Genomic DNA, 19,652 nt, shown 5'->3' on the forward strand with positions numbered 1-19,652 from the left:
AATCTGGCAAAGACCGGAGCGCGTTAAGATTTCCAGGGTTATTTTGGTGAACAATAAAATCTAAGGTAATTCATATGGATAACAAAAGAATACCCTCTAGTGGTGTACAGCTAAATTTAACTCTGGTTCCTGTAAGAGAAGTCGAAATAGACGGCATTCAAATGGGGATACTCTCAGACGGGTCCCCATATTTAAATATGCGAGGCCTTGCAACAATGTGCGGTGTTGTGCCGTCAGCTATCCAAGCCATTGCATCTAATTGGGAAAGTGAAAAACTAAAGCCCCGCGGAAGAAAAATTCTCGAGGCGCTTATAACTCAGGGTCACTCTGGCGAGTCTTTGTACATTAGGACAAGAGGGGTTGGTGGTGAGGTTCATGCTTATACAGGTGAGGTTTGCATGGCGGTGCTGGAGTATTATGCATTTGATGCCAGCCAGTCTAATGCTGAAACTGCCAGAAATAATTATAGAATTCTTGCCCGAGATTCGTTCAAGCGATTCATCTATAGCAAAACCGGTTATCATGAAAATCAAATCACTCAATCTTGGATAAACTACCAAGAGAGAATCCTCCTTAACGATCAACTTCCGTATGATTACTTCTCTGTTTTCCGTGAAATAGCCGATTTAATGGTTCATCTTGTTAATGGTGGGCTGCCAGTCAACGATCATACCGTTCCTGATGGAAGTGTTGGTGGCGCTTGGGGTAAATACTGGAGCGCCAATGAAATGGAAGAAAAGTATCGTCCAAGGGTGAAGTTTTCACATAGATATCCAGATAGCTACAGACAGGCAGCAGCAAACTCATTCATTAAGCCGTGGATTTATCCAATTGAAGCTCTAGGTGATTTTAGAAAGTGGCTTTACGCAACATACGCGGTGGAGAATCTCCCTGCATACCTTGAAAGAAAGAAAAAGAAAGGCGAGATCGAAGATATCGAAAGCTTACTTGAGGCGGTCCGCAGGCCTGAACTGCCATCCCCACACTGACCCCACGCTTAACCCGGCCCCGCTGCCGGGTTTTTTGTGCCTGTAATCAGCCTTCTGGCGGTAATCGCAGAATATCAATAGCTAACTCGACGGCTAAAGTTACCTGCTCCTCCTGATACAGTACCTCTATCATCTCAGCTATCGAATCCTTCGACACTTCCTCACTCTCTATTAGTAGCTGCATCACAGCAGTACCAATAACTTGCGCCACTTCCGGCCGCTGCTGCTCGAAAAACTCTTGTTCGCTATCCATATCTCACCCCTTTACGAATAAATTTCACCCAATTTAGCACACTTTTCACGCCTGAGAGCCGGTGCGAAGGGTCACGTCTGAATTATTTTTAAAATAAATTACCTTTAAAAACAACAAAATAAACCATAAGTACACATTAACATCAATATTTCGTACTTGTGGTTCTTGCATTATCCGTACTATTGGTTCAATATCTATCTCAACGAAACGGCAGGACGCCAAAAGCACGACAGGAAGTTAAAACTCAATCGAGCGCTGAAAAGTGCAAATAACCAAACGAGATAGGTTTGGGGTGTGTGACCAGAGGTCAATGGACTGGAATATGTCGCACGTGAAGCAGCTAGGCTTGCAGAAATTGGGCGAATAAGAGTAGCCAGAAGCGAGTCGATACGGGTAACCCTCCCCAGTACACACCACCAAAGCTACCTCAGGAGAACAACATGATTAAGCCGCACACTATCAAAGAAAATTGCCGCAGCCGTCGTGATGCACAGCGTAAAGAAAAGCAACAGGCATATGCCATCGCTAACCCTATGTCAGTCGGTCGCAAGTATCAGGTTAACGCTCAGTCAGTCTCGCTGGTTAGACGTGCTGGTTACTCACCTGCCCCGCTACGGATGATTGCCAGAGCAGCGTTTGGTCGAGTCAAGGCGTACAAGATGCAGATTATTCGCGCTTCGTATCTCTTCGAATATGAGTTCAAGCGCAAACCGGTAATTGAGGGCGGATTGTGTTTGCCAGAGGTAGCTAAGTTTGCAGCAGGCTTCCGTAACGTTCGTGAAGACTGCTATCACGTTATTAAGGGGTGAGAAATGACAGGCAAGCCTAACGCGGTACTACTGACATCAATTAATAACAATGCGCACTCAGAAGAGAGCCTACGCAAGCAGAGAGTGATGGTGGTCGGCGCTATTGCGGCTTGGTCTCCTGGTGGATATCTCTACGAAGAGAAAAATCACATCAAAGGCTACAGCGAAGACCAGAAAGCTTACTTCGATGAAGCGCTAACCCAGATTGATAAACATCTTAAAAAATTCAGAGGTACAAATAATGACTAACCCTATAACGCTTGGTTACTCGCCACTTACCGGAAAGATTTATGCAGGACGCAGTAAGCCAGCCAAGGGAATGGCTGAGGGTGTGCGGATTTTCACAGCAGAAAAATTCGATGTGACTGACGATGCAATCAGTCTGGTAGCTGAAAAGCTGGCAAAGGATGGCAAGCCTATTCAGTGGATATATGCAGACGGTCGAGTAATGACGCTGAGCGTTGTAATTACTGAGCCGCAACGAGAAGCCCACCACATAGTTAAGGGGTAAGAGAATGAGATTTGTAGAACTACCACGTGAAGTGCAGTTGATAGCAGCCCAGACACTTTCAAACAGGCTTTCAACGTTAGGCGTAGGAATGGATGAGAAAATAGAGCCAGTTAAGACACTGGCTCGAGAGGTAAGAGAGGCATTTATTGAACTTTATTTTCAGCCTGAGTCCGCTTCAATTCAGCACGATAATGGTCAAGAACGTGAGTAAAGACATCCATAGCATCTTTAGCGTATGAAATTTTGCCTGCTTTTATCATCTCAATAACCACTTCGTGAGCTGCGTAGTCTGGATATTTTAGCGGGCTTAATCTATCTGACATTTCCATTTCCTTATTTTGACTGTGGAATAACCAACATATCAATTTCCTTTGACTGTGGAAAGCAGGGAAACCACGGCTGGGCGTGGCTAAATATCCCAGCACAGATTATCAGGGTCGCATAACGCGGCCTTTTTTATTGGCGGGTAAATGAGGAATGAATGATGAGTTCACTTGATGAACAGCGAATTGACTCAATGCTGAGAATACTGCGTGAAATGAAAGCTGACATGAAGCGTAGCAGCAAGATAAGCGCAATTGATTACCGTGACTCCACACCAAGGCAATGCCAGAAGCGAAAGGCTGATGCTGACTGGATTGGCATGGCTCAAATTAAGCGCCGTCATGAGTTACACGCCTTAGCTGTTGAGCTTGGATTTGCAGAGCGTCGCGAACACTACTCGACCTTTGAGCTTACAGACGGCTGGCACCGCTATAACCACACACCACGCGAGCCAAATTAGTGACCTTACCCCTGCCACTTAACCGGTGGCAGCAATAAGACCACTAGATTCTATAGGGAGCCTGACCATGGATAACAGGCGCAAAACTGGAGAGGTAATTATGTGACCGCTAATGAGTGACCTTACCACTGGCTCTTTTTTAGGGGCCTTTGGCAAGACCACTAGATGAGGTGATGCATGAGAATCGATCAGATGATTATTCGTGAGCTGTATAAGGCGCTAATCAATCTTGGTGCTGACACTCATCTGCTCTGCATTGTTGGCAGCCATGGTGATACGCAGAGCGATGAAGATGTACTGGAGATGTTGCAGCAGTACAACGAGAAAGGTGACTGCATGCACAAGATAATTGCACCAACCTATACATTTAAACCAACAAAATTAGGTGATGTATGACAGATGAAATTAAAACAGGCGGACCAGCGTTTCCGTGGTGCGGTGATTTGAATGATACGCCGCACATTGGGCTTGGTATGCAACTGCGCGATTACATGGCAGCTAAGTACATGCAGGGTGTGAGCGCGAACCCTGAAAGATTGTACAGCAACGATGACTTAGCAGAAGAAGCCTACCAGATGGCAGACGCAATGATTAAGGCGAGAGGGTGAGATATGGAGCGCTCAAAATTTGATGCTGCTTTAGAAAAGCGTGACGCAGTAAAGAATGCGGAGGCTGATGGGCTTGTAGCCGATAGCATGGATGTGAGAAAGGCTCTCATGGAAAGGGTTTACGCAGGAGAGATAACACTTTCGCAAGCTCAAGACGAGATAAAACGAATCAAACGTAACGCAAAGAAAAATGGTTTAGTTACACGCCATCAAGCATTTAGTCGCGGTTAATCCACCCCCCACCAATCCCCAGAGTAAATAACTGACAACTGTCGGTGTTTTGCTGTGGGCGAAAATAAACAAACTTTATTAGGAACAACCCATGCAACAGCTAATTTGTGCAGGGTGGCCTTGCGTGGGCTGCTCTGATGAACCACCACGCAATCCACTTATAGAGCTTCTGCTCTGGATTGCTAAAACATTAAACCAGCGAGGTGAGCCTTAATGGATATCGTAAAAGCACTTCAATTGCTCGCGGTTGATGCTCGCCGCGTTGGTAATAACGACCTGTGGCAAGTTGCCTTTTGTCTCTTCTATCGGGGGTCGAAATGAACGACTTAGAAAAGGCACTCAACGCGCTGAGCGATGAGGAGCGCAGCATTATTGACAGATATGCCAGTGAGTACATGGAAGGTATTAAAGACTCGGCATTTCGCAAGGCGTGGATGAATTTACGCCTGACTGATGATGATAAACAACGGCAGTTCATGGAAAGCGATGAGTTCACGGATTGCCTGCATGACTATCAGCGAGATAGTGCCTATTGGCAAGCTCTGTACCAACGTAAGCGGGAAGCTGAATCGGCGACAGAGCATAAGGGTTACATGGCCTTAACTAACTTATATGGCAGGGTAGCGTGATGGAAACAGGAATTTATTATGACATCTCGAACGAGGACTATCACAAGGATGAGGCGATAGGTTCTACGACGATTAAAGCAATCAGTGTTAGCCCGGCCAATCTGTATTTCAACCCATTTAAAGGAAGTAAATCGGCACAGATTGGAACAGCAATACATGCAGCATTGCTTGAGCCTGAAGTATTTGAAAGGGATTTCATTTTAAAACCGGATATCAGTTCCAGAGCATCGAAAGAATATAAAGCACTTTTACCGGCTGATGCTGAAAAAATCTTGATTGGTAGCGAAGTCGGCACGCTGGAAAAAATGATTGGGTCCGCTCAGCTAAATGAAGACTTCATGGATTATATGAGCACTAGCGGACGGTCTGAGGTTTCCATGTTCGCCACGTGCCCTGTTACTGGACTGAAGCTTAAATGTCGATTTGACCGGCTATCGGATAGCCACTCTTACCCACTGGATGTGAAGAGTTGCAGGGATGCAAGTCAGCGCGGATTTAGTCAGGCATTTGGGCAATATCACTACCATGTTCAGGCGGCTTTTTATCTCTACGTTTTGAAACTGGTTACTGGCCGAGAGTTAAATCAGTTCTGCTTTTTTGCTCTTGAAAATACTCCGCCATATAAAAACTGCATGTATTACATCGGCGAAGATTCGTTAGAACTTGGCAGGAAAATAATGTTTGAGGCGATGAATAAGCTGGTTGAGTGCTTGGCTGATGATTCATTACGAACTGAGGGAATGGTTCTTCCATCCAGTGAAATCAATGTCCCATCATATCTGTTCGATGAGGAATTCGACGACGAGGTATATATCTAATGGACTTATCACGAACAATAATCCCGAAATCAGACCAGCTCAATTTCGAGGATGTTCAGTCTTCCAGTATCACTGCTGTAATCAAATCCGTCCGCGCTGGTAATAGTGAGCAGCCGGTATTCATCGATCTTGATGGGTATGACGGCAGACCATATAAGCCATCAAAATCCATGCGGCGCGTTCTTATCGGCGGCTGGGGAAACGATGGTCATTCGTGGGTTGGCAAGGCGCTAACCCTAATCGGTGACTCTACAGTGAAATTTGGCGGTGTTGCTGTTGGCGGGATCAAGGTTTCAGCCATGAGCGATATCAATTCTGATTTCTCACTAATGCTAACTACCTCGCGTGGAAAGCGGTCAGAACATCGAGTTAAAAAGCTGGAAGTTAAGCCAGTAAAAGTTGAGGAGCGCACGCCAGATGGATTGCTTGCTGAGTTCACCAAAGCGGCAAGTAGCGCAAAAACAGTGGTGGAGCTTGATAAGATCCTCAAGTACGCCCAGCACGTTCTTGCAGCCCACCACGACCAACTCGAAAAGGCTACCGACATCTACGGCATCCGCAAGGCTGAAATGGAAGAAGTTCCAATGTGAGGCTGTCATGAAAATAAGAAAACATGTGCCGTGGGAAGATTATGAAAAGGATTTCATAAGAGAGGTGGCAGGAGTATTTAGCGCGGCACTGATAGCAGAGAAACTTGAAAGAACAAAGCGAGCCATTGAAGAGAAAGCCAGAATTCTTGGAGTTTCTCTTGCTCTCAAGAAAGCAGCCTAATCCCCCACCCCATTACAGCAATCTGCTGAGGAAACAGTTATGTCTGAAAATACTGATTATGACAAAGCATGCAGAGAAATAGCTCGCATTGCAGCAGCACTTGGAATTGTCGATTACAGCGGTGATACCAGTGAGATATTCGACGCAATTATTCTCAAGGATGAGAAACATCAAGCATTGGTTGGCGAGAAAAATACACTCTACGTTTCGCTATTTAATCACGGATATGGCTCTGGGCATCACCACACCGTGGAAGGGTACTATACCGACATTCACCGCAGCGACATAACTACATATCACGGTGATATTGTTGGCGAACTTGTAGAGGATTTACTCCGAGATATGCCCACCACAACTCAGGAGCTTAACGAGATAAAGGCGCAGGGTGTTGAATTAGCAGCAGAGAAAGCACCGTGGCTTTATGGTGACAGGTTCGGTGTAAGTGTTGAATCCGTGCCACGTGATGAGCTTGTTAAGTTCGCCGCTAGCCTGAGGGGTAACAACTGATGAATGGCATCGAAGAGCTAACCAGCAAAGCACGAATTGAGCGGCTTAAAAGTAAGTTTGAAATAGCCAAGTCGTACGGCTCAGACCAGCTAACAGTGCCAATGCCTGATTTGGAAGCACTTATGGCCCAACTGGAAGCGGCGCAGGAAGAAATTGACAACTTGAAAGTGTGGAAGAAAATCGCCGCTGGAAGATATGAAAATCTGCAAAAAATAAAATCTCAACTTGAGAAAGCAGAAGCAGAGTTATCAGCGGCAAGCGAGAAGCTACTTGTGCCTGTCGTATTACCTGATGATGGTCTGGAAGATTGCATAAACATGTGGCCCGACAATTGGCGAAATGACTTTGACACCGGTTATAACTTCGGAATTTGGCGTTGCGAGCAAAATATCAAAAAAGCCGGTTTCACAGTAGAGGAGTAGGGTTTATGGCTGGCAATTATAGTGAGTTCAAGCATGAAAATATGACCGAAAGTGAAGCTGATTTTTTGATTGAGAGTTACAAAAAGCGCGGATTATCCGCAAAAAAAATAATTAATGAACCGTCCAAAGGCTGGGGGGTTTCGGTCTTTCTTGAGGAGGACCACGTTAACTACCCATCAAGGATGCATAGCCCAAAGATGTGGGGAAATGCCAACGTCACTCAAGTATCTGGGCGTGGCTATGGCGACAAAAATACAGGTGGGTCTAGAACATGAATAAAGTCATACGAATGTTTGGCATAGAGGGGAATGCAGATGCTGAATGAACCGAAACTATCTCAAACCCAAATCTATACGTTACGGCGAATGGGAATAGGTAATGGTTACCTGGCGAGAGGCGATGGTCGCAAAGGTGATGAAATGCGAGTTGACCGCGCATATTCAGCGCCCCGTCGTGTAAACGCGCCAAGCATACCACCACTAATTCGACTGGGCTTTGTTGAGTTTGTTAATGACGGTGAGCGCGACAAGACTCTCTATTATCGCGTTCGATTGACCAAAAAAGGAATCAATCTGGTGTGTGGGAATGCAGATGCTGAGTAAACAACCGGTACGAATTCGTCGCGATTGGAATGTTGCAGTCGTGGCCTGTTGTGATTTTTGTAGCCATTCGAAAATGACCGTTCCGCACGCTGATGGCGGGCGTATTTGTGCTTCATGTTGTGATTCTGAGTTTTTATCAAGTTGGCAGAACTACGCGAGAAGTCTTGCTACTGAACTGCTATCACTGCGTGAGCAACTGGATACCGAACGCCGGCGGGCTGATGAAAGCGGGAATCGTTTCTACAAAGCCGTGAAGTACGGGGCCAGACTGGAAGAAGAAATAGCAGCGCTTAAACAGTTGCCGACGTTTGCGGAGGTTGTATCGAAGTTCGGCGACCCTGAAGCATTCGGTGAGCGAGAAATTAAGCTGTTGATTGATTTGCGTGGCGTCCCATATGGAACACTGCTATTCACAGCAGCCAAGCCAGCGGAGGACTAATGCTAATCGGCTTTGTTCTTCTCGTCAGCTCCTGCGGCTTTGATGCCTGTGATGCCCTACCAGTTACCGAAGATATCTACCCTACTCAATCCGAATGTTTGCAAATATCAACGCTGATTAAAGAGCGCAGTCCCAACGCTGTTCTCATGTGCAGCGAAGTGTATCGGTAACTCGTTTTAACCCCACCACGGAACTCTCAGTAAACGGATTTCACTATCTGGAGTGTCCCTATGTCAATCATCGTCAAATTACCCCGCGCTTACTTCACTGCGGGTCGCGTTAGCACGGATGAATTAGCGCAAGTTCTGCATCAGGGATTGTGGAAACGGTACGGCGTCATGCCTGCCGATGTTGTGGTGTCGCTACATGAAGGCACTCATATCATGTCGTCTGGCTGCGAGCCGGATGATGTAAAAACCATTCTAAATCTGTGAGGTTGATATGGACGATATCAGCGAACTAATTCTGACTATTGGCCGCGCGCCGGATGACGGACGTGACCACAAAGAAGCGTATGTGTGGGATATGAAAATAAAGCAGCGGCTACGAACCGGCGATAAATCAAAGAGACCGGTACCGCGGCAAGTTGTCCCGCCAACACCAGTTAAAACGGTGAAGTCAGTGAAAGCGAAAGTGAGAAAGATAATGGAGGCGGCATGAGTTATCAGTTGCATGTTGGTAAATGCGAGCAAGTTCTACTGGATATGGCTGATAACTCAGTTGATTCAATAGTAACCGACCCACCATATGGCATCAGTTTTATGGGTAACAAGTGGGATTATCAGGTTCCTACAGTTGCGCAATGGGCTGAATGCCTGCGCGTATTAAAGCCTGGTGGTCATCTACTGGCATTCGGTGGATCAAGAACTTATCACAGGCTAGTTGTGAATATTGAAGATGCCGGTTTTGAGATACGTGATCAGCTTATGTGGATATACGGAAGCGGCTTCCCTAAGTCGAAAAATCTCACTGGTGAAAATTCTGGGCTTGGTACCGCGTTAAAACCGGCTCATGAGCCGATTGTTATGGCACGTAAGCCGCTAATTGGGACGGTGGAAGGTAATGTTAATCAGTTTGGTACCGGCGCACTACAAATAGATTTATGTCGTGTCCCAACTAATGAATCTCTTTCTGGTGGTAGTGGCGGCCTATTATCCCACTTTCGTGATGATAAGAATCCTGATGAAGAAGAATGGAAACCAGACCAACTTGGACGGTGGCCTGCAAACATAATTCATGATGGTACCGAAGAGGTTGTTTCATCATTCCCGGACGCAAAAGGGCAACAAGGAGATTTAAAAACGACAGGAAGAGATCGCCCTGCAAAGACTTGTTACGGAAACATGAATGCACCCCGTGAGCATGCAGCACGTATTGAGATAAGCAAATCAGCCGCCAGATTTTTCTACTGCGCAAAAGTCAGCAAATCAGAGCGTGATGAAGGAATGGAAAGGTTTGTTCCTGTTAGTGCTAGCGAAATGACAGGAGGTAGAGCCGAGGGAAGCGCAGGGATTAATGATCCGCGAGCTGGTGCTGGGCGTACGGGTGGAGCAAAAAACAACCACCCAACGGTAAAACCAACTGAACTAATGCGCTATCTCTGCCGCTTAATTACTCCTGCAGATGGTGTGATTTTAGATCCATTTATGGGGTCGGGTAGTACGGGCAAGGCAGCACTGCTTGATGGTTTTTCCTTTATTGGAATTGAGATGGACCCCGATTTCATGACTACTGCGGCAGCAAGAATTGCTCACTCGATGAAATTAGTTAACGGGAGTAAAGCAGCATGAAACTACCAAAAATATCAGACGGTGCCTGGTTCTTTATCGTCATCATCGCGTGGGCGGTGCTGGCAACAATTTATACAATTGAGACTGAGGCTGTTAGGGGGATGTTCGGATGATGCAATGGATGCAGTTATCAGGTGCGCCAAGTGATTTCTATGGTGCTCCACATTGGGCTAAGCGGCTGGCAGTGGTTCGCGGTACCGGTCAGAAATTATGGTGGGATGGCATGCAGAAATATCAGGACCGCGAGCAACTTCTCGATGCGTACACCTCTGACTTTGATGAGTGTGTCGATACGGTTGCAGAGCGGAGATTGGTTCCCGTTGATGAGGTGGTGCCAAAATGGAAGCCACAATAGAGAATGCTATCAGGTCTGTACCACGATGTTGTAGGACAGAAATAATTGAAGCCACGGACGGCAAGCCACTTTCAGAACACGACAAGCTCATCACCGAAATCCTCGACCGCCACGCAAAAAAAATCACCGCCCTACCCCCTAACACTTTCCCGGCTAAGCGCTGGTTGAGTTATTACGTTCGTCAGATTGATAAAGAGATAAGAGGCCAAAATGGATAAATACAGTCTCACATTCGATGAGGCTTGCGAATTCCTTGGGTTATCAAGGCCAACATTATCACAGTGGATTAAATCAGGAAGATTAACCGCAAGCCGTAAGACATCAGCAAAACAATCACCGTACATCATAACCCGCCAAGCATGTATTGCCGCCCTACAAAATCCCCTGCACACTGTTGCAGTGAGCGCGGTAGATGCGACAGGAGAATCACAATGTCAATCTTCCGCAGAGGTAAGGTATGGTACGCGAGCATCTCTATCCCGGGTGCGAAGCGTATTAAAGAATCACTTGGAACTGAAGACAAGCGGCAGGCTCAGGAACTGCACGACAAGTTAAAGTCTGATTATTGGCGCGTAGACCGACTCGGTGAAATGCCTGAAATCATGTTTGAGGAGGCTTGCTTGCGCTGGATTGAAGAGAAGGCAGAAAAGCGATCTCTTGATACAGATAAAAGTCTTATGGGGTTTTGGTTATCACATTTCGAGGGAATGAAGCTGAAGGATATTACCGAGGCGAGAATATACGCAGCGATCAGCAAAATGACGAATCGAAGGCATGAAGAGAACTGGCGGATAATGGCAACATCAGTAGCCAATAAAGGGAAGGAACCGCCCCCATTCAAGTCTAAGCCATCATCAACGGCTACAAAGGCAGCGCACCTTTCGTTGATTAAGTCGATAATGAGAGCAGCAGAGCGTGAGTGGAAATGGCTTGATAAGGCACCACTCATTAAGGTTCCACAACTGAAGAATAAGCGTATTCGCTGGTTGGAACCACATGAGGCGATCAGATTGATAAATGAGTGCCCAGAGCCGTTGAAGTCTGTGGTTCGTTTTGCTCTTTCTACCGGACTACGTCGCTCCAACATTATCAACTTGGAGTGGCAACAGATAGACATGCAGAGAAAAGTTGCCTGGATTAACCCGGAAGATAGTAAGTCAGGCAGGGCTATTGGCGTAGCCCTGAATGATACAGCTGCAAAAGTGCTTAGGGAGCAGATTGGAAAGCATAACAAATATGTGTTTGTTCACACTCACGCATCAAATAGGTCTGATGGGTCATTAACACCAGAAATAAGGAAATTGCGTGTTGATAGTAATAAAGCTTGGTATTCGGCATTAAAAAGAGCCGGAATAGATAATTTCAGATTTCATGATTTAAGACATACATGGGCAAGTTGGTTAGTTCAATCCGGAGTTCCTATTTCTGCATTACAAGAAATGGGTGGTTGGGAGTCAATTGAAATGGTGAAAAGATATGCCCATCTTTCACCGAATCATTTAAATGAACATGCCAGACAAATAGACGCAATATTTAATGATTGTGTCCCAAATATGTCCCATGAAATAGATTTGAAATTAGAGGTTAATTCTAAGTGATTGATTTTGTTGGTGGGTCGTGCAGGGTTCGAACCTGCGACCAATTGATTAAGAGTCAACTGCTCTACCAACTGAGCTAACGACCCAACGGCGATAATTATTCTCCTGTTAGCCTTGGCTGTCAAACATTTCATCGGATTTTTCTGTTTATACTGTTTATATCCCTCTCTGGAGATTAATTATTCATCTGTTCTTTACGATTATTGTTAGTTATGTGACTTCATGTTGTAATTCCAGATGCTGTGATGAACTTAACAAAATTCAGTGTGTGAAATATAAACACTGGAAAACGAGGCGTATTGTGCAATTATTGTTGCGAAGATATTAAATAATTCGCAAATTGTACTTAAAACATAGCAAAAAACTAACAGACAGACAGACAGACAGACAGACAGACAGACAGACAGACAGACAGACAGGTTAAGACCAAAGAGCCAACATAGAGCTCAACAACTTCACAAATACAGGAAGAGGGAATGGGAAAGATGGTAGACCAATCCAAGATAGTGGCAGAACAGTTGCCGGAACCTGAAGAGCACCTTCAACGAAGTCTCTCCAACCGCCATATCCAGCTAATTGCTATTGGCGGGGCTATAGGTACCGGATTGTTTATGGGATCGGGTAAAACCATCAGCCTTGCCGGGCCGTCGATTATTTTCGTTTATATGATAATCGGTTTTATGCTGTTTTTCGTGATGCGGGCCATGGGTGAGCTGCTGCTATCGAATCTGAAATATAAATCATTTAGTGATTTCGCTGCCGACTTACTCGGTCCTTGGGCTGGTTTTTTCACCGGCTGGACCTACTGGTTTTGTTGGGTCATCACCGGTATCGCTGATGTGGTTGCCATCACGGCTTACGCCCAATTTTGGTTCCCCGGTTTCTCCCAGTGGGTTGCCTCACTGCTAGTGGTTTTACTGTTGCTATCACTGAATTTGGCCACGGTGAAAATGTTCGGTGAAATGGAGTTCTGGTTTGCCATGATTAAAATTGTGGCAATTGTGGCACTGATCTTTGCCGGCTTAACCATGGTGTTAATGAGCTATCAGTCCCCTTCGGGTACCACCGCGTCATTTACCCATTTATGGAATGATGGCGGGATGTTCCCGAAAGGAATCAGTGGATTCTTTGCGGGCTTCCAGATAGCCGTTTTTGCTTTTGTCGGTATTGAGTTAGTTGGGACCACCGCCGCTGAAACCAAAGATCCTGAAGTGGTATTACCGCGTGCTATTAACTCCATCCCTATCCGCATCATCATGTTCTATGTTTTCTCATTGATTATGATTATGTCAGTGACACCATGGAGTTCAGTAGTTGCCGATAAAAGCCCGTTTGTTGAGTTATTCGTTCTGGTCGGGTTACCCGCCGCTGCGAGTGTGATCAACTTTGTGGTCCTAACCTCGGCGGCTTCGTCAGCTAACAGTGGCGTGTTTTCCACCAGCCGTATGTTGTTCGGTTTGGCAAAAGAAGGTGATGCACCAAAGCAATTTGGTAAGCTGTCGCGCCGTTCCGTCCCCGCATCCGGCCTGACATTTTCTTGTATCTGTTTGCTAGGTGGTGTGGTTCTCATTTACCTAATCCCGAACGTAATGACGGTGTTTACACTGGTCACCACAGTTTCAGCGATTCTGTTTATGTTCGTCTGGACCATCATCCTTTGCTCTTACCTGGTGTATCGCAAAAGACGCCCGGCATTACATAAGAAATCCATCTATAAAATGCCCGCTGGTATTTTCATGTCGTGGGTATGTATGGCGTTCTTTGCCTTTGTCCTGGTGCTGTTAACCTTGGAAAGTGATACCCGCCAAGCGCTGATAGTGACGCCGCTGTGGTTTGTCATTCTGACCATTGGCTATCTCATCTTGAAGAAGCGCAGAAGCTACTTGTACGATAACCGTAATCAGTAAGGCATCATCATCACCTATAGCGGTTGTTTTATTATCATCACCTTACTCCCTGCACGGGAGTAAGGTTTTTATATAGATATACTTAGGCTGCCGTGATTGCTTCGCGTAATCGGCGTGGCGTTAAGCCAAAATGCCGCTGAAAACGTGAAGTAAAGCGGGACGGTGAAATATAACCGTGCTGTGCAGCGATCTCGCCAATCGAAAGTGATGTGGTTTGTAATGCATTTAATGCACACCCCATACGAACCTCTTCCAGAATCACGCGAAAACTACGATCTTCTTGCATCAGTTTGCGCCGCAAAGTTGAATCCCCAATATGCAAAGAGTGGGCGACGTCACTCACGCTCCAGTTGCGCGCCGGATCGAGCAGTAAAATTTGTTGTACCTGTTCCGCCCATTTATCTCGTCGGTCGATTAATAACGTCCCTGCCTGTCCAGCCAAGTGCAGCGCCAATAAAACCCCCATCGCCGCATGCTGTAAGAGCGCATCTGGCGCATGACACTTCACGTTGAGCAATAAGCTATCCCATGCAAGGCGGGTATGGCTATCCAGAGGAACACACAGCGATGCAGTTGCCACTGGCGTCACCGCAGAGGCACCGTACCAGTGGCGAAACTGGCGTAATAAACTTTGCGGCAGATAGACCATATCAGAACAATAATGCCCCCGATCCGGGGTATTCGCGATACTGACTTCGATACCGGCAGGAAACAAAATAAGCGACGATTGCCCCGCACTGGCAGCCTGTGCCCCCCATTGCACCAATTTACTGCCCTGACGGACATGGCACAGTGCCGGTGAAAACACCGTGACCCGATGCAACGTATGTGCTCGGCGGGCAACAATTTCAGCGCTGGAGATAGTCATCTGGCTATGATTTATCTGCTGCATACTTCCTGCTCTTGGATTAATAATTAGCGGCCATAAGTGGCAACCAGTTGCGTTTTCGCAATCACATTACTGTTGAGCATAAAACCCACCAATGCACCACTGGCATCACTATTGAGGGGTAATTTATCTGTTTTCAATGCCCACACAGTGAACTGATAGCGATGAGGTTTATCTCCTGCTGGTGGGCAAGCCCCTCCGAATCCCGCATAGCCGAAGTCATTGCGCCCCTGAACGGCACCAACAGGTAAAGTGCCATTTTTGCTCTGCCCAGCATTTGTTGCCAATGAATGAACATCGGCGGGGATATTCACCACCGTCCAATGCCACCAGCCACTCCCCGTCGGGGCATCAGGATCATAAGCGGTAATGGCGAAGCTTTTGGTTCCTGCGGGCGCACCCTGCCATGAAAGCTGTGGCGATTGATTCCCGCCATCACAGCCAAATCCGTTAAAAACCTGCTGGGTTTGTAAGGGTCTACCTTCAGGCATATCGCTACTTTTGACGCTGAAGGTTTGTGCCTGAGCAGATAATGACACTGCGATAATCGCCAGAGACAGTGCTATCTTTTTCATGATGGTTCTCCTGTGAGGTAAGTTAGTAGCTTACGCAAACAGGCTTGTTTACATTGTGCCATAACGCTCTGTTAGTGTGCCAAAAAGCTCAATCAAGAGCGTTAAGGCGTTTTATAACCAAGACGTCACGCCATGTGCAGGGTCGTCGCGGTAAAATGCTCGCAACAGCGGTTAAATAAGTCGTGATAAGCGTGTCAGAAAGCTGTCGGGAACATGTCATGCTGCTGTCGTGGCAGTGACGAGGGCTTAAGCATAGGTTTGTTGATATCGCTTCAAACCTCATAGGAAAATCAGTATGAACATGTATCGTATTCGTGAATTGCGGTTGGCCCGGGCCTGGTCACAAGAACAGTTGGCTGAACTTTGCAGTCTGAGTGTACGCACGATTCAACGCATAGAGAATGGTGAACAAGCCAGCTTGGAAACACTGAGTGCTATTGCGGCCGTCATGGATCTGAAAGTCAGTGAGCTGTATTGCCCAAATGTCTCTCAGGAACAGAGCACCCCGTCGCAAGCTGTTGACCAACGCGTCATTGATGCCCGCAAAGCGGTTGAGGATGAAATGTCTTTACTGCGTCAGTTACTGCGGGCGGTTATTCTGTGTGCAGTGCTGTTTGCTATCAATTGGTTTACTTCACCTGGCTATATGTGGGCCTGGTGGGTAGTGCTAGGGCTAAGTATCCCGCTGTGTCTGCGCGCAATAAATCTGTTATTGCTGGGTAATTGGGTCGAGCGCTGGCAGCAAAAACGCCTGCAAAAGAAGTTACGTAATCTGTAACAATATTGCGCTAATAAAACCAGCAGAAAGAGAAGGTTAGCTCATATCCCATTCATTTTGCGCACGACTAATAAGTTGCAGCCTGATTGTATTGGCGTATGGTTAATAGGTGTCATTAGCAGCGACTATGATTACATCATCAGCATTATTCAATAAATTTGATTGGAGCATAGCGAGATGGCGAAAATTTTAGTGCTTTACTATTCCATGTATGGGCATATTGAAACACTTGCCGGTGCGATTGCCGAAGGTGCCCAAAAAGTCAGCGGTGTTGAAGTGACCATCAAACGGGTCCCTGAAACCATGCCACCAGACGCCTTCGCCAATGCCGGCGGCAAAAACAACCAGCAAGCCCCGGTCGCAACGCCGCAAGAACTGGCCGATTACGATGGCATCATTTTTGGTACCCCAACCCGTTTCGGTAATATGGCAGGGCAAATGCGTACCTTCCTCGATCAAACCGGCGGGCTATGGGCTTCTGGTGCACTGTACGGCAAAGTTGCCAGTGTATTCTCCTCAACCGGTACTGGCGGCGGACAAGAGCACACCATCACCTCCACATGGACCACATTAGCCCACCACGGTTTTATCATCGTGCCAATCGGCTATGGGGCCAAAGAGTTATTTGATGTTTCACAGACCCGTGGCGGTACCCCATATGGTGCAACAACCATTGCCGGTGGTGATGGCTCCCGTCAGCCAACTGCTGAAGAGCTTGCTATCGCCCGTTTCCAGGGCGAGCATGTGGCAAAAATCACCGCCAAACTGGTAAGCTAACGCCCTTCAGACCTAATACCGCAGCGGGGTTAGTTTCGCTCAATATTCAGCCCATATCAGGGCTTGGCAAGTAGCGTTCAAATCTGCTTTGAGCATCAACCCTGCTGTCTGGCAATAAAAAAGCACCGCATGAAAGCGGTGCTTTTTCTTACTCATTAAACGGAGTTAGGCTTCAAGCAACCCTTGTGCCAGATAGTGGTTAGCATCAACCACCCCAGGTAACACGAAGAAATATCCCCCACCGATCGGTTTGACATACTCTTCTAACGCCTCACCGTTCAACCGTTTTTGTACCGTCAGGAACGCCTTTTCCAAATCAGATTGGTAGCAGACAAACAGCAAGCCCATGTCCAGTTGCCCTGAATTTGACACTCCCAGCGAGTAACTGTAGCCACGGCGTAACATCAGGTTACTCTGAGTTTCTGCGGTACGTGGATTTGCCAGCCGGATATGTGCATCTAACTTAATCACGTTGCCATCGGGATCTTTGGTGTAATCCGGCTCATCATGTTCATGTAGGCTCCCCAAGGGGGCACCGCTATGTTTATCACGGCCAAAGATAGTCTGCTGTTCTTGTAACGGTGTGCGATCCCAAAATTCCACTTTAAAGCGAATAATCCGCGCCGCCTGATAGCTACCCCCGACTGCCCATGCGGGCTCGCCGATATTGCCCTGAACCCATACCACTTGATTAATCAGCGGCTTATCACTGGTTTTGGGATTCGCAGTCCCATCTTTAAAACCCAACAAATTGATCGGCGTTTCTTTACCTTTGCTACGGGCCGCATGAGCAGAAATAAAACCTTCACGCTTCCACCGCACACTGAGTAAATCTGGCGTGTGCTTGATAATATCGCGCAGAGCGTGAATCACCGTTTCATTGGTATTAGCACAGATTTGCAGCAAGATATCACCATGACACAAACCCGCATCCAGTGAATCATTGGGGAAGCGCGTCATTCTTTGTAGCCGCAGTGGTTTCTGCCCCTGAAAACCAAACCGCTCATCAAACAAGGAATCCCCCACAGAAACCGTAATGGTCAGGTTATCCGGGTAAATTTCCGGCCCCATAATTCCAGAATCCAGCGGTGGCAATTTGGCATTAACCGAAGGTGCATGCCCGCCGCGGGTCAGGAAGGCCAGCCGCTCCGTCAGCAGTTTGAATAATCGGGTCAAGGCCGCCTTATCGGTGGCCAGTACATCAAATGCTACCAGCATCATGGCCGCTTGCTGTGGGGTTAATACCCCTGACTGATGCTGACCATAAAAGGGCTGCTTCTGCCAGCGTTCATCTTGCGCAAGTGCAGCCTCGGGTGCAGGGCAATCTGCCGCTCGGGCTATCTTTGCCCCGCCAAGAGCCAAGGCACCACTCATCATGCCCATACCCAGCAGTAAACGCCGACGGGAGGGCAACGCCGCCCCGCTACCATGTTGATACGACCCGTGTTGCGGGTCGGTTTTCTTACTCATCTTAATGCCTCAATCCAAACCCAATACGCCACGAAGCTGAGCAAGGTCTTCCGCCAGTGCCGTAATCGGCCCTTTCATAGCATTACGATCGGCGTCAGTTAACTTCTCGTAAGACTCATAACCCTCTTTCGTGCGATATTTCGCCAATACGCTATCGACGGTTTTGAAGTTAGCATCGATTTTTTGCAGCAGCGGCTGGTCGGCTTTTTCCAGCAATGGCCGCAGCAGATTAACAATTTTCTGTGCTCCATCAACGTTGGCCTGGAAATCCCACAGATCAGTACGACTATAACGGTCTTCTTCACCACTGATTTTGCTGGCCGCAACCTCTTCGATTAAGCCCGCAGCACCACCAACCACTTTATTTGGCGCAAATGTCAGGCCGGTGATGCGTTGTTGCAGTTCCAGGGTGTCCTTGTACAGTTGGTCGGCGAATTTATCCGCGCCTTTAGTGGTGTTGTCACCAAACAGGATTTTTTCTAACCGATGAAAACCGGTAAATTTCGGATCAGCGGCCTTCTGCTCAAAATCGTCCTCACGGGCATCGATACTGCCATCCAAATCTGAGAACAGTTCAGCAATCGGCTCGATACGCTCATAATGCTGGCGGGTTGGCGCATACAACTTGCGCGCCAGAGCCAAATCGCCTTTCTTGATTGCATCAGTAAAGGCTTTAGTTTGCGTGACTAATTGGGCAACTTCTTGTGTTACATAGACTTTATATTCAGCAATTGGCCCGACCAATGCCATCGCGTCCGGTTTTACCGCCGCGTTATCACCAGCCGCCGTGACTGTCAATTTACCTTTCGGGTTGCTGAGTAAGCCACAGGTCATATCGTATTCACCCGGCTCCAGATTAGCCGTCATCTTCTGGGTAAAGCCCGGGGCAATATTTTCGCGTTCCTCAACCACCATCACGCCTTTGAGGATCTCCCACTCCAACCCTTTCTGACTGGCATTATGAACAATAAATTGAGTTTTACCGGCCGGAATAGACAGCGCCATCGGCTCACACTGCTTATCGTTAACGGTAATTTTAATTTGTGGAATATCAGCTGCTTGTACGTTGATAGCCACAGCAGGTAGTGCCAGTAACGCGGCGTGCAATGCAGTGCGACGGAAGAACCGGTTAGACATGTG

Annotated in this window: 32 protein-coding genes and 1 tRNA gene; 26 read left to right on the plus strand and 7 right to left on the minus strand. The window is 47.2% G+C overall.

Annotated features, from left to right (window positions below):
* Nucleotides 1-74: 74 nt before the first annotated feature.
* Entirely contained in the window at nucleotides 75-989 is a 915-nt protein-coding gene (locus tag V2A84_RS09585; protein WP_071708707.1) for a hypothetical protein, read from the plus strand.
* Between the two features lie 46 nt (nucleotides 990-1,035).
* On the opposite strand, the gene V2A84_RS09590 is transcribed toward V2A84_RS09585, so the two are convergent.
* Complete coding sequence (locus V2A84_RS09590; protein WP_048901719.1) at nucleotides 1,036-1,242, minus strand: hypothetical protein; 207 nt, start codon at nucleotides 1,240-1,242, stop codon at nucleotides 1,036-1,038.
* A 440-nt stretch (nucleotides 1,243-1,682) separates the two neighbouring features.
* On the opposite strand from V2A84_RS09590, the gene V2A84_RS09595 reads away from it, so the two are divergent.
* Genes V2A84_RS09595 through V2A84_RS09605 form a run of 3 tightly spaced genes read left to right on the plus strand, consistent with a single transcriptional unit; the run spans nucleotide 1,683 to nucleotide 2,562 of the window.
* Nucleotides 1,683-2,051 carry a hypothetical protein gene (locus V2A84_RS09595; protein ID WP_442848755.1) on the plus strand — a complete coding sequence of 123 codons (369 nt, stop codon included), beginning with the start codon at nucleotides 1,683-1,685 and terminating at the stop codon, nucleotides 2,049-2,051.
* Nucleotides 2,052-2,054: 3 nt separating this feature from the next.
* Nucleotides 2,055-2,300 (plus strand): hypothetical protein, encoded by a 246-nt coding sequence (locus V2A84_RS09600; RefSeq protein ID WP_442848756.1) that lies wholly within the window; start codon nucleotides 2,055-2,057, stop codon nucleotides 2,298-2,300.
* The gene (locus V2A84_RS09605; protein WP_442848757.1) at nucleotides 2,293-2,562 is read left to right on the plus strand and encodes a DUF7446 family protein; all 270 of its coding nucleotides are present in this window, start codon (nucleotides 2,293-2,295) and stop codon (nucleotides 2,560-2,562) included. The genes V2A84_RS09600 and V2A84_RS09605 overlap by 8 nt, the downstream gene beginning before the upstream one ends.
* Before the next feature lie 143 nt (nucleotides 2,563-2,705).
* On the opposite strand, the gene V2A84_RS09610 is transcribed toward V2A84_RS09605, so the two are convergent.
* Nucleotides 2,706-2,885: a hypothetical protein gene (locus V2A84_RS09610; protein WP_050311061.1), complete on the minus strand. Its 180-nt coding sequence runs from the start codon at nucleotides 2,883-2,885 to the stop codon at nucleotides 2,706-2,708.
* A gap of 158 nt (nucleotides 2,886-3,043) precedes the next feature.
* Between V2A84_RS09610 and V2A84_RS09615 the strand changes: the two genes are divergently transcribed.
* The 19 genes from V2A84_RS09615 to V2A84_RS09705 all read left to right on the plus strand — a co-directional run bounded on the left by V2A84_RS09615 (nucleotide 3,044) and on the right by V2A84_RS09705 (nucleotide 12,116).
* Nucleotides 3,044-3,346 carry a regulator gene (locus tag V2A84_RS09615; RefSeq protein ID WP_230845503.1) on the plus strand — a complete coding sequence of 101 codons (303 nt, stop codon included), beginning with the start codon at nucleotides 3,044-3,046 and terminating at the stop codon, nucleotides 3,344-3,346.
* A gap of 177 nt (nucleotides 3,347-3,523) precedes the next feature.
* The gene (locus V2A84_RS09620) at nucleotides 3,524-3,742 is read left to right on the plus strand and encodes a hypothetical protein (RefSeq protein WP_442848758.1); all 219 of its coding nucleotides are present in this window, start codon (nucleotides 3,524-3,526) and stop codon (nucleotides 3,740-3,742) included.
* Nucleotides 3,739-3,954: a hypothetical protein gene (locus tag V2A84_RS09625; protein ID WP_442848759.1), complete on the plus strand. Its 216-nt coding sequence runs from the start codon at nucleotides 3,739-3,741 to the stop codon at nucleotides 3,952-3,954. The genes V2A84_RS09620 and V2A84_RS09625 overlap by 4 nt, the downstream gene beginning before the upstream one ends.
* Before the next feature lie 3 nt (nucleotides 3,955-3,957).
* Nucleotides 3,958-4,185, plus strand: a complete 228-nt coding sequence (locus V2A84_RS09630; RefSeq protein ID WP_442848760.1) for a hypothetical protein — start codon at nucleotides 3,958-3,960, stop codon at nucleotides 4,183-4,185.
* A gap of 317 nt (nucleotides 4,186-4,502) precedes the next feature.
* Nucleotides 4,503-4,814, plus strand: coding sequence for a hypothetical protein (locus V2A84_RS09635; RefSeq protein WP_442848761.1), 312 nt, complete (start codon nucleotides 4,503-4,505; stop codon nucleotides 4,812-4,814).
* A complete protein-coding gene (locus V2A84_RS09640) occupies nucleotides 4,814-5,632 on the plus strand; it encodes a PD-(D/E)XK nuclease-like domain-containing protein (protein WP_442848762.1) in 819 nt (272 codons plus the stop codon). The genes V2A84_RS09635 and V2A84_RS09640 overlap by 1 nt, the downstream gene beginning before the upstream one ends.
* Entirely contained in the window at nucleotides 5,632-6,222 is a 591-nt protein-coding gene (locus tag V2A84_RS09645; protein WP_442848763.1) for a hypothetical protein, read from the plus strand. The genes V2A84_RS09640 and V2A84_RS09645 overlap by 1 nt, the downstream gene beginning before the upstream one ends.
* Before the next feature lie 7 nt (nucleotides 6,223-6,229).
* Nucleotides 6,230-6,403 carry a hypothetical protein gene (locus V2A84_RS09650; protein WP_155407349.1) on the plus strand — a complete coding sequence of 58 codons (174 nt, stop codon included), beginning with the start codon at nucleotides 6,230-6,232 and terminating at the stop codon, nucleotides 6,401-6,403.
* A gap of 39 nt (nucleotides 6,404-6,442) precedes the next feature.
* Nucleotides 6,443-6,910, plus strand: a complete 468-nt coding sequence (locus V2A84_RS09655) for a hypothetical protein (RefSeq protein WP_442848764.1) — start codon at nucleotides 6,443-6,445, stop codon at nucleotides 6,908-6,910.
* Nucleotides 6,910-7,332: a hypothetical protein gene (locus V2A84_RS09660; RefSeq protein ID WP_442848765.1), complete on the plus strand. Its 423-nt coding sequence runs from the start codon at nucleotides 6,910-6,912 to the stop codon at nucleotides 7,330-7,332. Before V2A84_RS09655 ends, V2A84_RS09660 begins: the two co-directional genes overlap by 1 nt.
* 5 nt (nucleotides 7,333-7,337) lie before the next feature.
* Nucleotides 7,338-7,607, plus strand: a complete 270-nt coding sequence (locus V2A84_RS09665) for a hypothetical protein (RefSeq protein WP_442848766.1) — start codon at nucleotides 7,338-7,340, stop codon at nucleotides 7,605-7,607.
* A gap of 39 nt (nucleotides 7,608-7,646) precedes the next feature.
* Nucleotides 7,647-7,934, plus strand: a complete 288-nt coding sequence (locus V2A84_RS09670) for a hypothetical protein (RefSeq protein ID WP_442848767.1) — start codon at nucleotides 7,647-7,649, stop codon at nucleotides 7,932-7,934.
* Nucleotides 7,924-8,373, plus strand: coding sequence for a hypothetical protein (locus V2A84_RS09675; protein WP_442848768.1), 450 nt, complete (start codon nucleotides 7,924-7,926; stop codon nucleotides 8,371-8,373). The genes V2A84_RS09670 and V2A84_RS09675 overlap by 11 nt, the downstream gene beginning before the upstream one ends.
* A 230-nt stretch (nucleotides 8,374-8,603) precedes the next feature.
* The gene (locus V2A84_RS09680; RefSeq protein WP_145554894.1) at nucleotides 8,604-8,807 is read left to right on the plus strand and encodes a hypothetical protein; all 204 of its coding nucleotides are present in this window, start codon (nucleotides 8,604-8,606) and stop codon (nucleotides 8,805-8,807) included.
* Between the two features lie 7 nt (nucleotides 8,808-8,814).
* Entirely contained in the window at nucleotides 8,815-9,033 is a 219-nt protein-coding gene (locus tag V2A84_RS09685) for a hypothetical protein (protein WP_442825331.1), read from the plus strand.
* On the plus strand, nucleotides 9,030-10,163 hold the full coding sequence (locus V2A84_RS09690; RefSeq protein ID WP_442848769.1) for a DNA-methyltransferase: 1,134 nt from the start codon (nucleotides 9,030-9,032) through the stop codon (nucleotides 10,161-10,163). The genes V2A84_RS09685 and V2A84_RS09690 overlap by 4 nt, the downstream gene beginning before the upstream one ends.
* 109 nt (nucleotides 10,164-10,272) lie before the next feature.
* Nucleotides 10,273-10,518, plus strand: coding sequence for a hypothetical protein (locus V2A84_RS09695; protein WP_442848770.1), 246 nt, complete (start codon nucleotides 10,273-10,275; stop codon nucleotides 10,516-10,518).
* A gap of 210 nt (nucleotides 10,519-10,728) precedes the next feature.
* On the plus strand, nucleotides 10,729-11,073 hold the full coding sequence (locus V2A84_RS09700; RefSeq protein WP_442848771.1) for a helix-turn-helix domain-containing protein: 345 nt from the start codon (nucleotides 10,729-10,731) through the stop codon (nucleotides 11,071-11,073).
* Nucleotides 10,956-12,116: a tyrosine-type recombinase/integrase gene (locus V2A84_RS09705; RefSeq protein WP_442849124.1), complete on the plus strand. Its 1,161-nt coding sequence runs from the start codon at nucleotides 10,956-10,958 to the stop codon at nucleotides 12,114-12,116. The genes V2A84_RS09700 and V2A84_RS09705 overlap by 118 nt, the downstream gene beginning before the upstream one ends.
* Before the next feature lie 10 nt (nucleotides 12,117-12,126).
* Here the strand turns inward: V2A84_RS09705 and V2A84_RS09710 are convergent.
* Nucleotides 12,127-12,202 (minus strand) — tRNA-Lys (locus V2A84_RS09710).
* A gap of 399 nt (nucleotides 12,203-12,601) precedes the next feature.
* On the opposite strand from V2A84_RS09710, the gene cycA reads away from it, so the two are divergent.
* The gene (gene cycA, locus V2A84_RS09715) at nucleotides 12,602-14,023 is read left to right on the plus strand and encodes a D-serine/D-alanine/glycine transporter (RefSeq protein WP_193784822.1); all 1,422 of its coding nucleotides are present in this window, start codon (nucleotides 12,602-12,604) and stop codon (nucleotides 14,021-14,023) included.
* 82 nt (nucleotides 14,024-14,105) lie between these two features.
* Here the strand turns inward: cycA and V2A84_RS09720 are convergent, their stop codons facing one another.
* The gene (locus V2A84_RS09720; protein ID WP_083159124.1) at nucleotides 14,106-14,915 is read right to left on the minus strand and encodes a helix-turn-helix transcriptional regulator; all 810 of its coding nucleotides are present in this window, start codon (nucleotides 14,913-14,915) and stop codon (nucleotides 14,106-14,108) included.
* A gap of 23 nt (nucleotides 14,916-14,938) precedes the next feature.
* Nucleotides 14,939-15,487 (minus strand): kinase inhibitor, encoded by a 549-nt coding sequence (locus V2A84_RS09725; protein ID WP_083159125.1) that lies wholly within the window; start codon nucleotides 15,485-15,487, stop codon nucleotides 14,939-14,941.
* A 295-nt stretch (nucleotides 15,488-15,782) separates the two neighbouring features.
* On the opposite strand from V2A84_RS09725, the gene V2A84_RS09730 reads away from it, so the two are divergent.
* A complete protein-coding gene (locus V2A84_RS09730; RefSeq protein ID WP_083159126.1) occupies nucleotides 15,783-16,265 on the plus strand; it encodes a helix-turn-helix domain-containing protein in 483 nt (160 codons plus the stop codon).
* Nucleotides 16,266-16,442: 177 nt separating this feature from the next.
* A complete protein-coding gene (wrbA, locus tag V2A84_RS09735; RefSeq protein ID WP_083159127.1) occupies nucleotides 16,443-17,042 on the plus strand; it encodes an NAD(P)H:quinone oxidoreductase in 600 nt (199 codons plus the stop codon).
* Nucleotides 17,043-17,207: 165 nt separating this feature from the next.
* Here the strand turns inward: wrbA and efeB are convergent, their stop codons facing one another.
* Both efeB and efeO read right to left on the minus strand, forming a co-directional pair.
* Complete coding sequence (gene efeB, locus V2A84_RS09740) at nucleotides 17,208-18,512, minus strand: iron uptake transporter deferrochelatase/peroxidase subunit (RefSeq protein ID WP_442848772.1); 1,305 nt, start codon at nucleotides 18,510-18,512, stop codon at nucleotides 17,208-17,210.
* A 9-nt stretch (nucleotides 18,513-18,521) separates the two neighbouring features.
* Nucleotides 18,522-19,649, minus strand: a complete 1,128-nt coding sequence (efeO, locus tag V2A84_RS09745; RefSeq protein ID WP_420073311.1) for an iron uptake system protein EfeO — start codon at nucleotides 19,647-19,649, stop codon at nucleotides 18,522-18,524.
* Nucleotides 19,650-19,652 lie beyond the last annotated feature (3 nt).

It is taken from the genome of Yersinia sp. 2553 StPb PI (genome assembly GCF_052217105.1).
Classification (GTDB): domain Bacteria; phylum Pseudomonadota; class Gammaproteobacteria; order Enterobacterales; family Enterobacteriaceae; genus Yersinia; species Yersinia enterocolitica_E.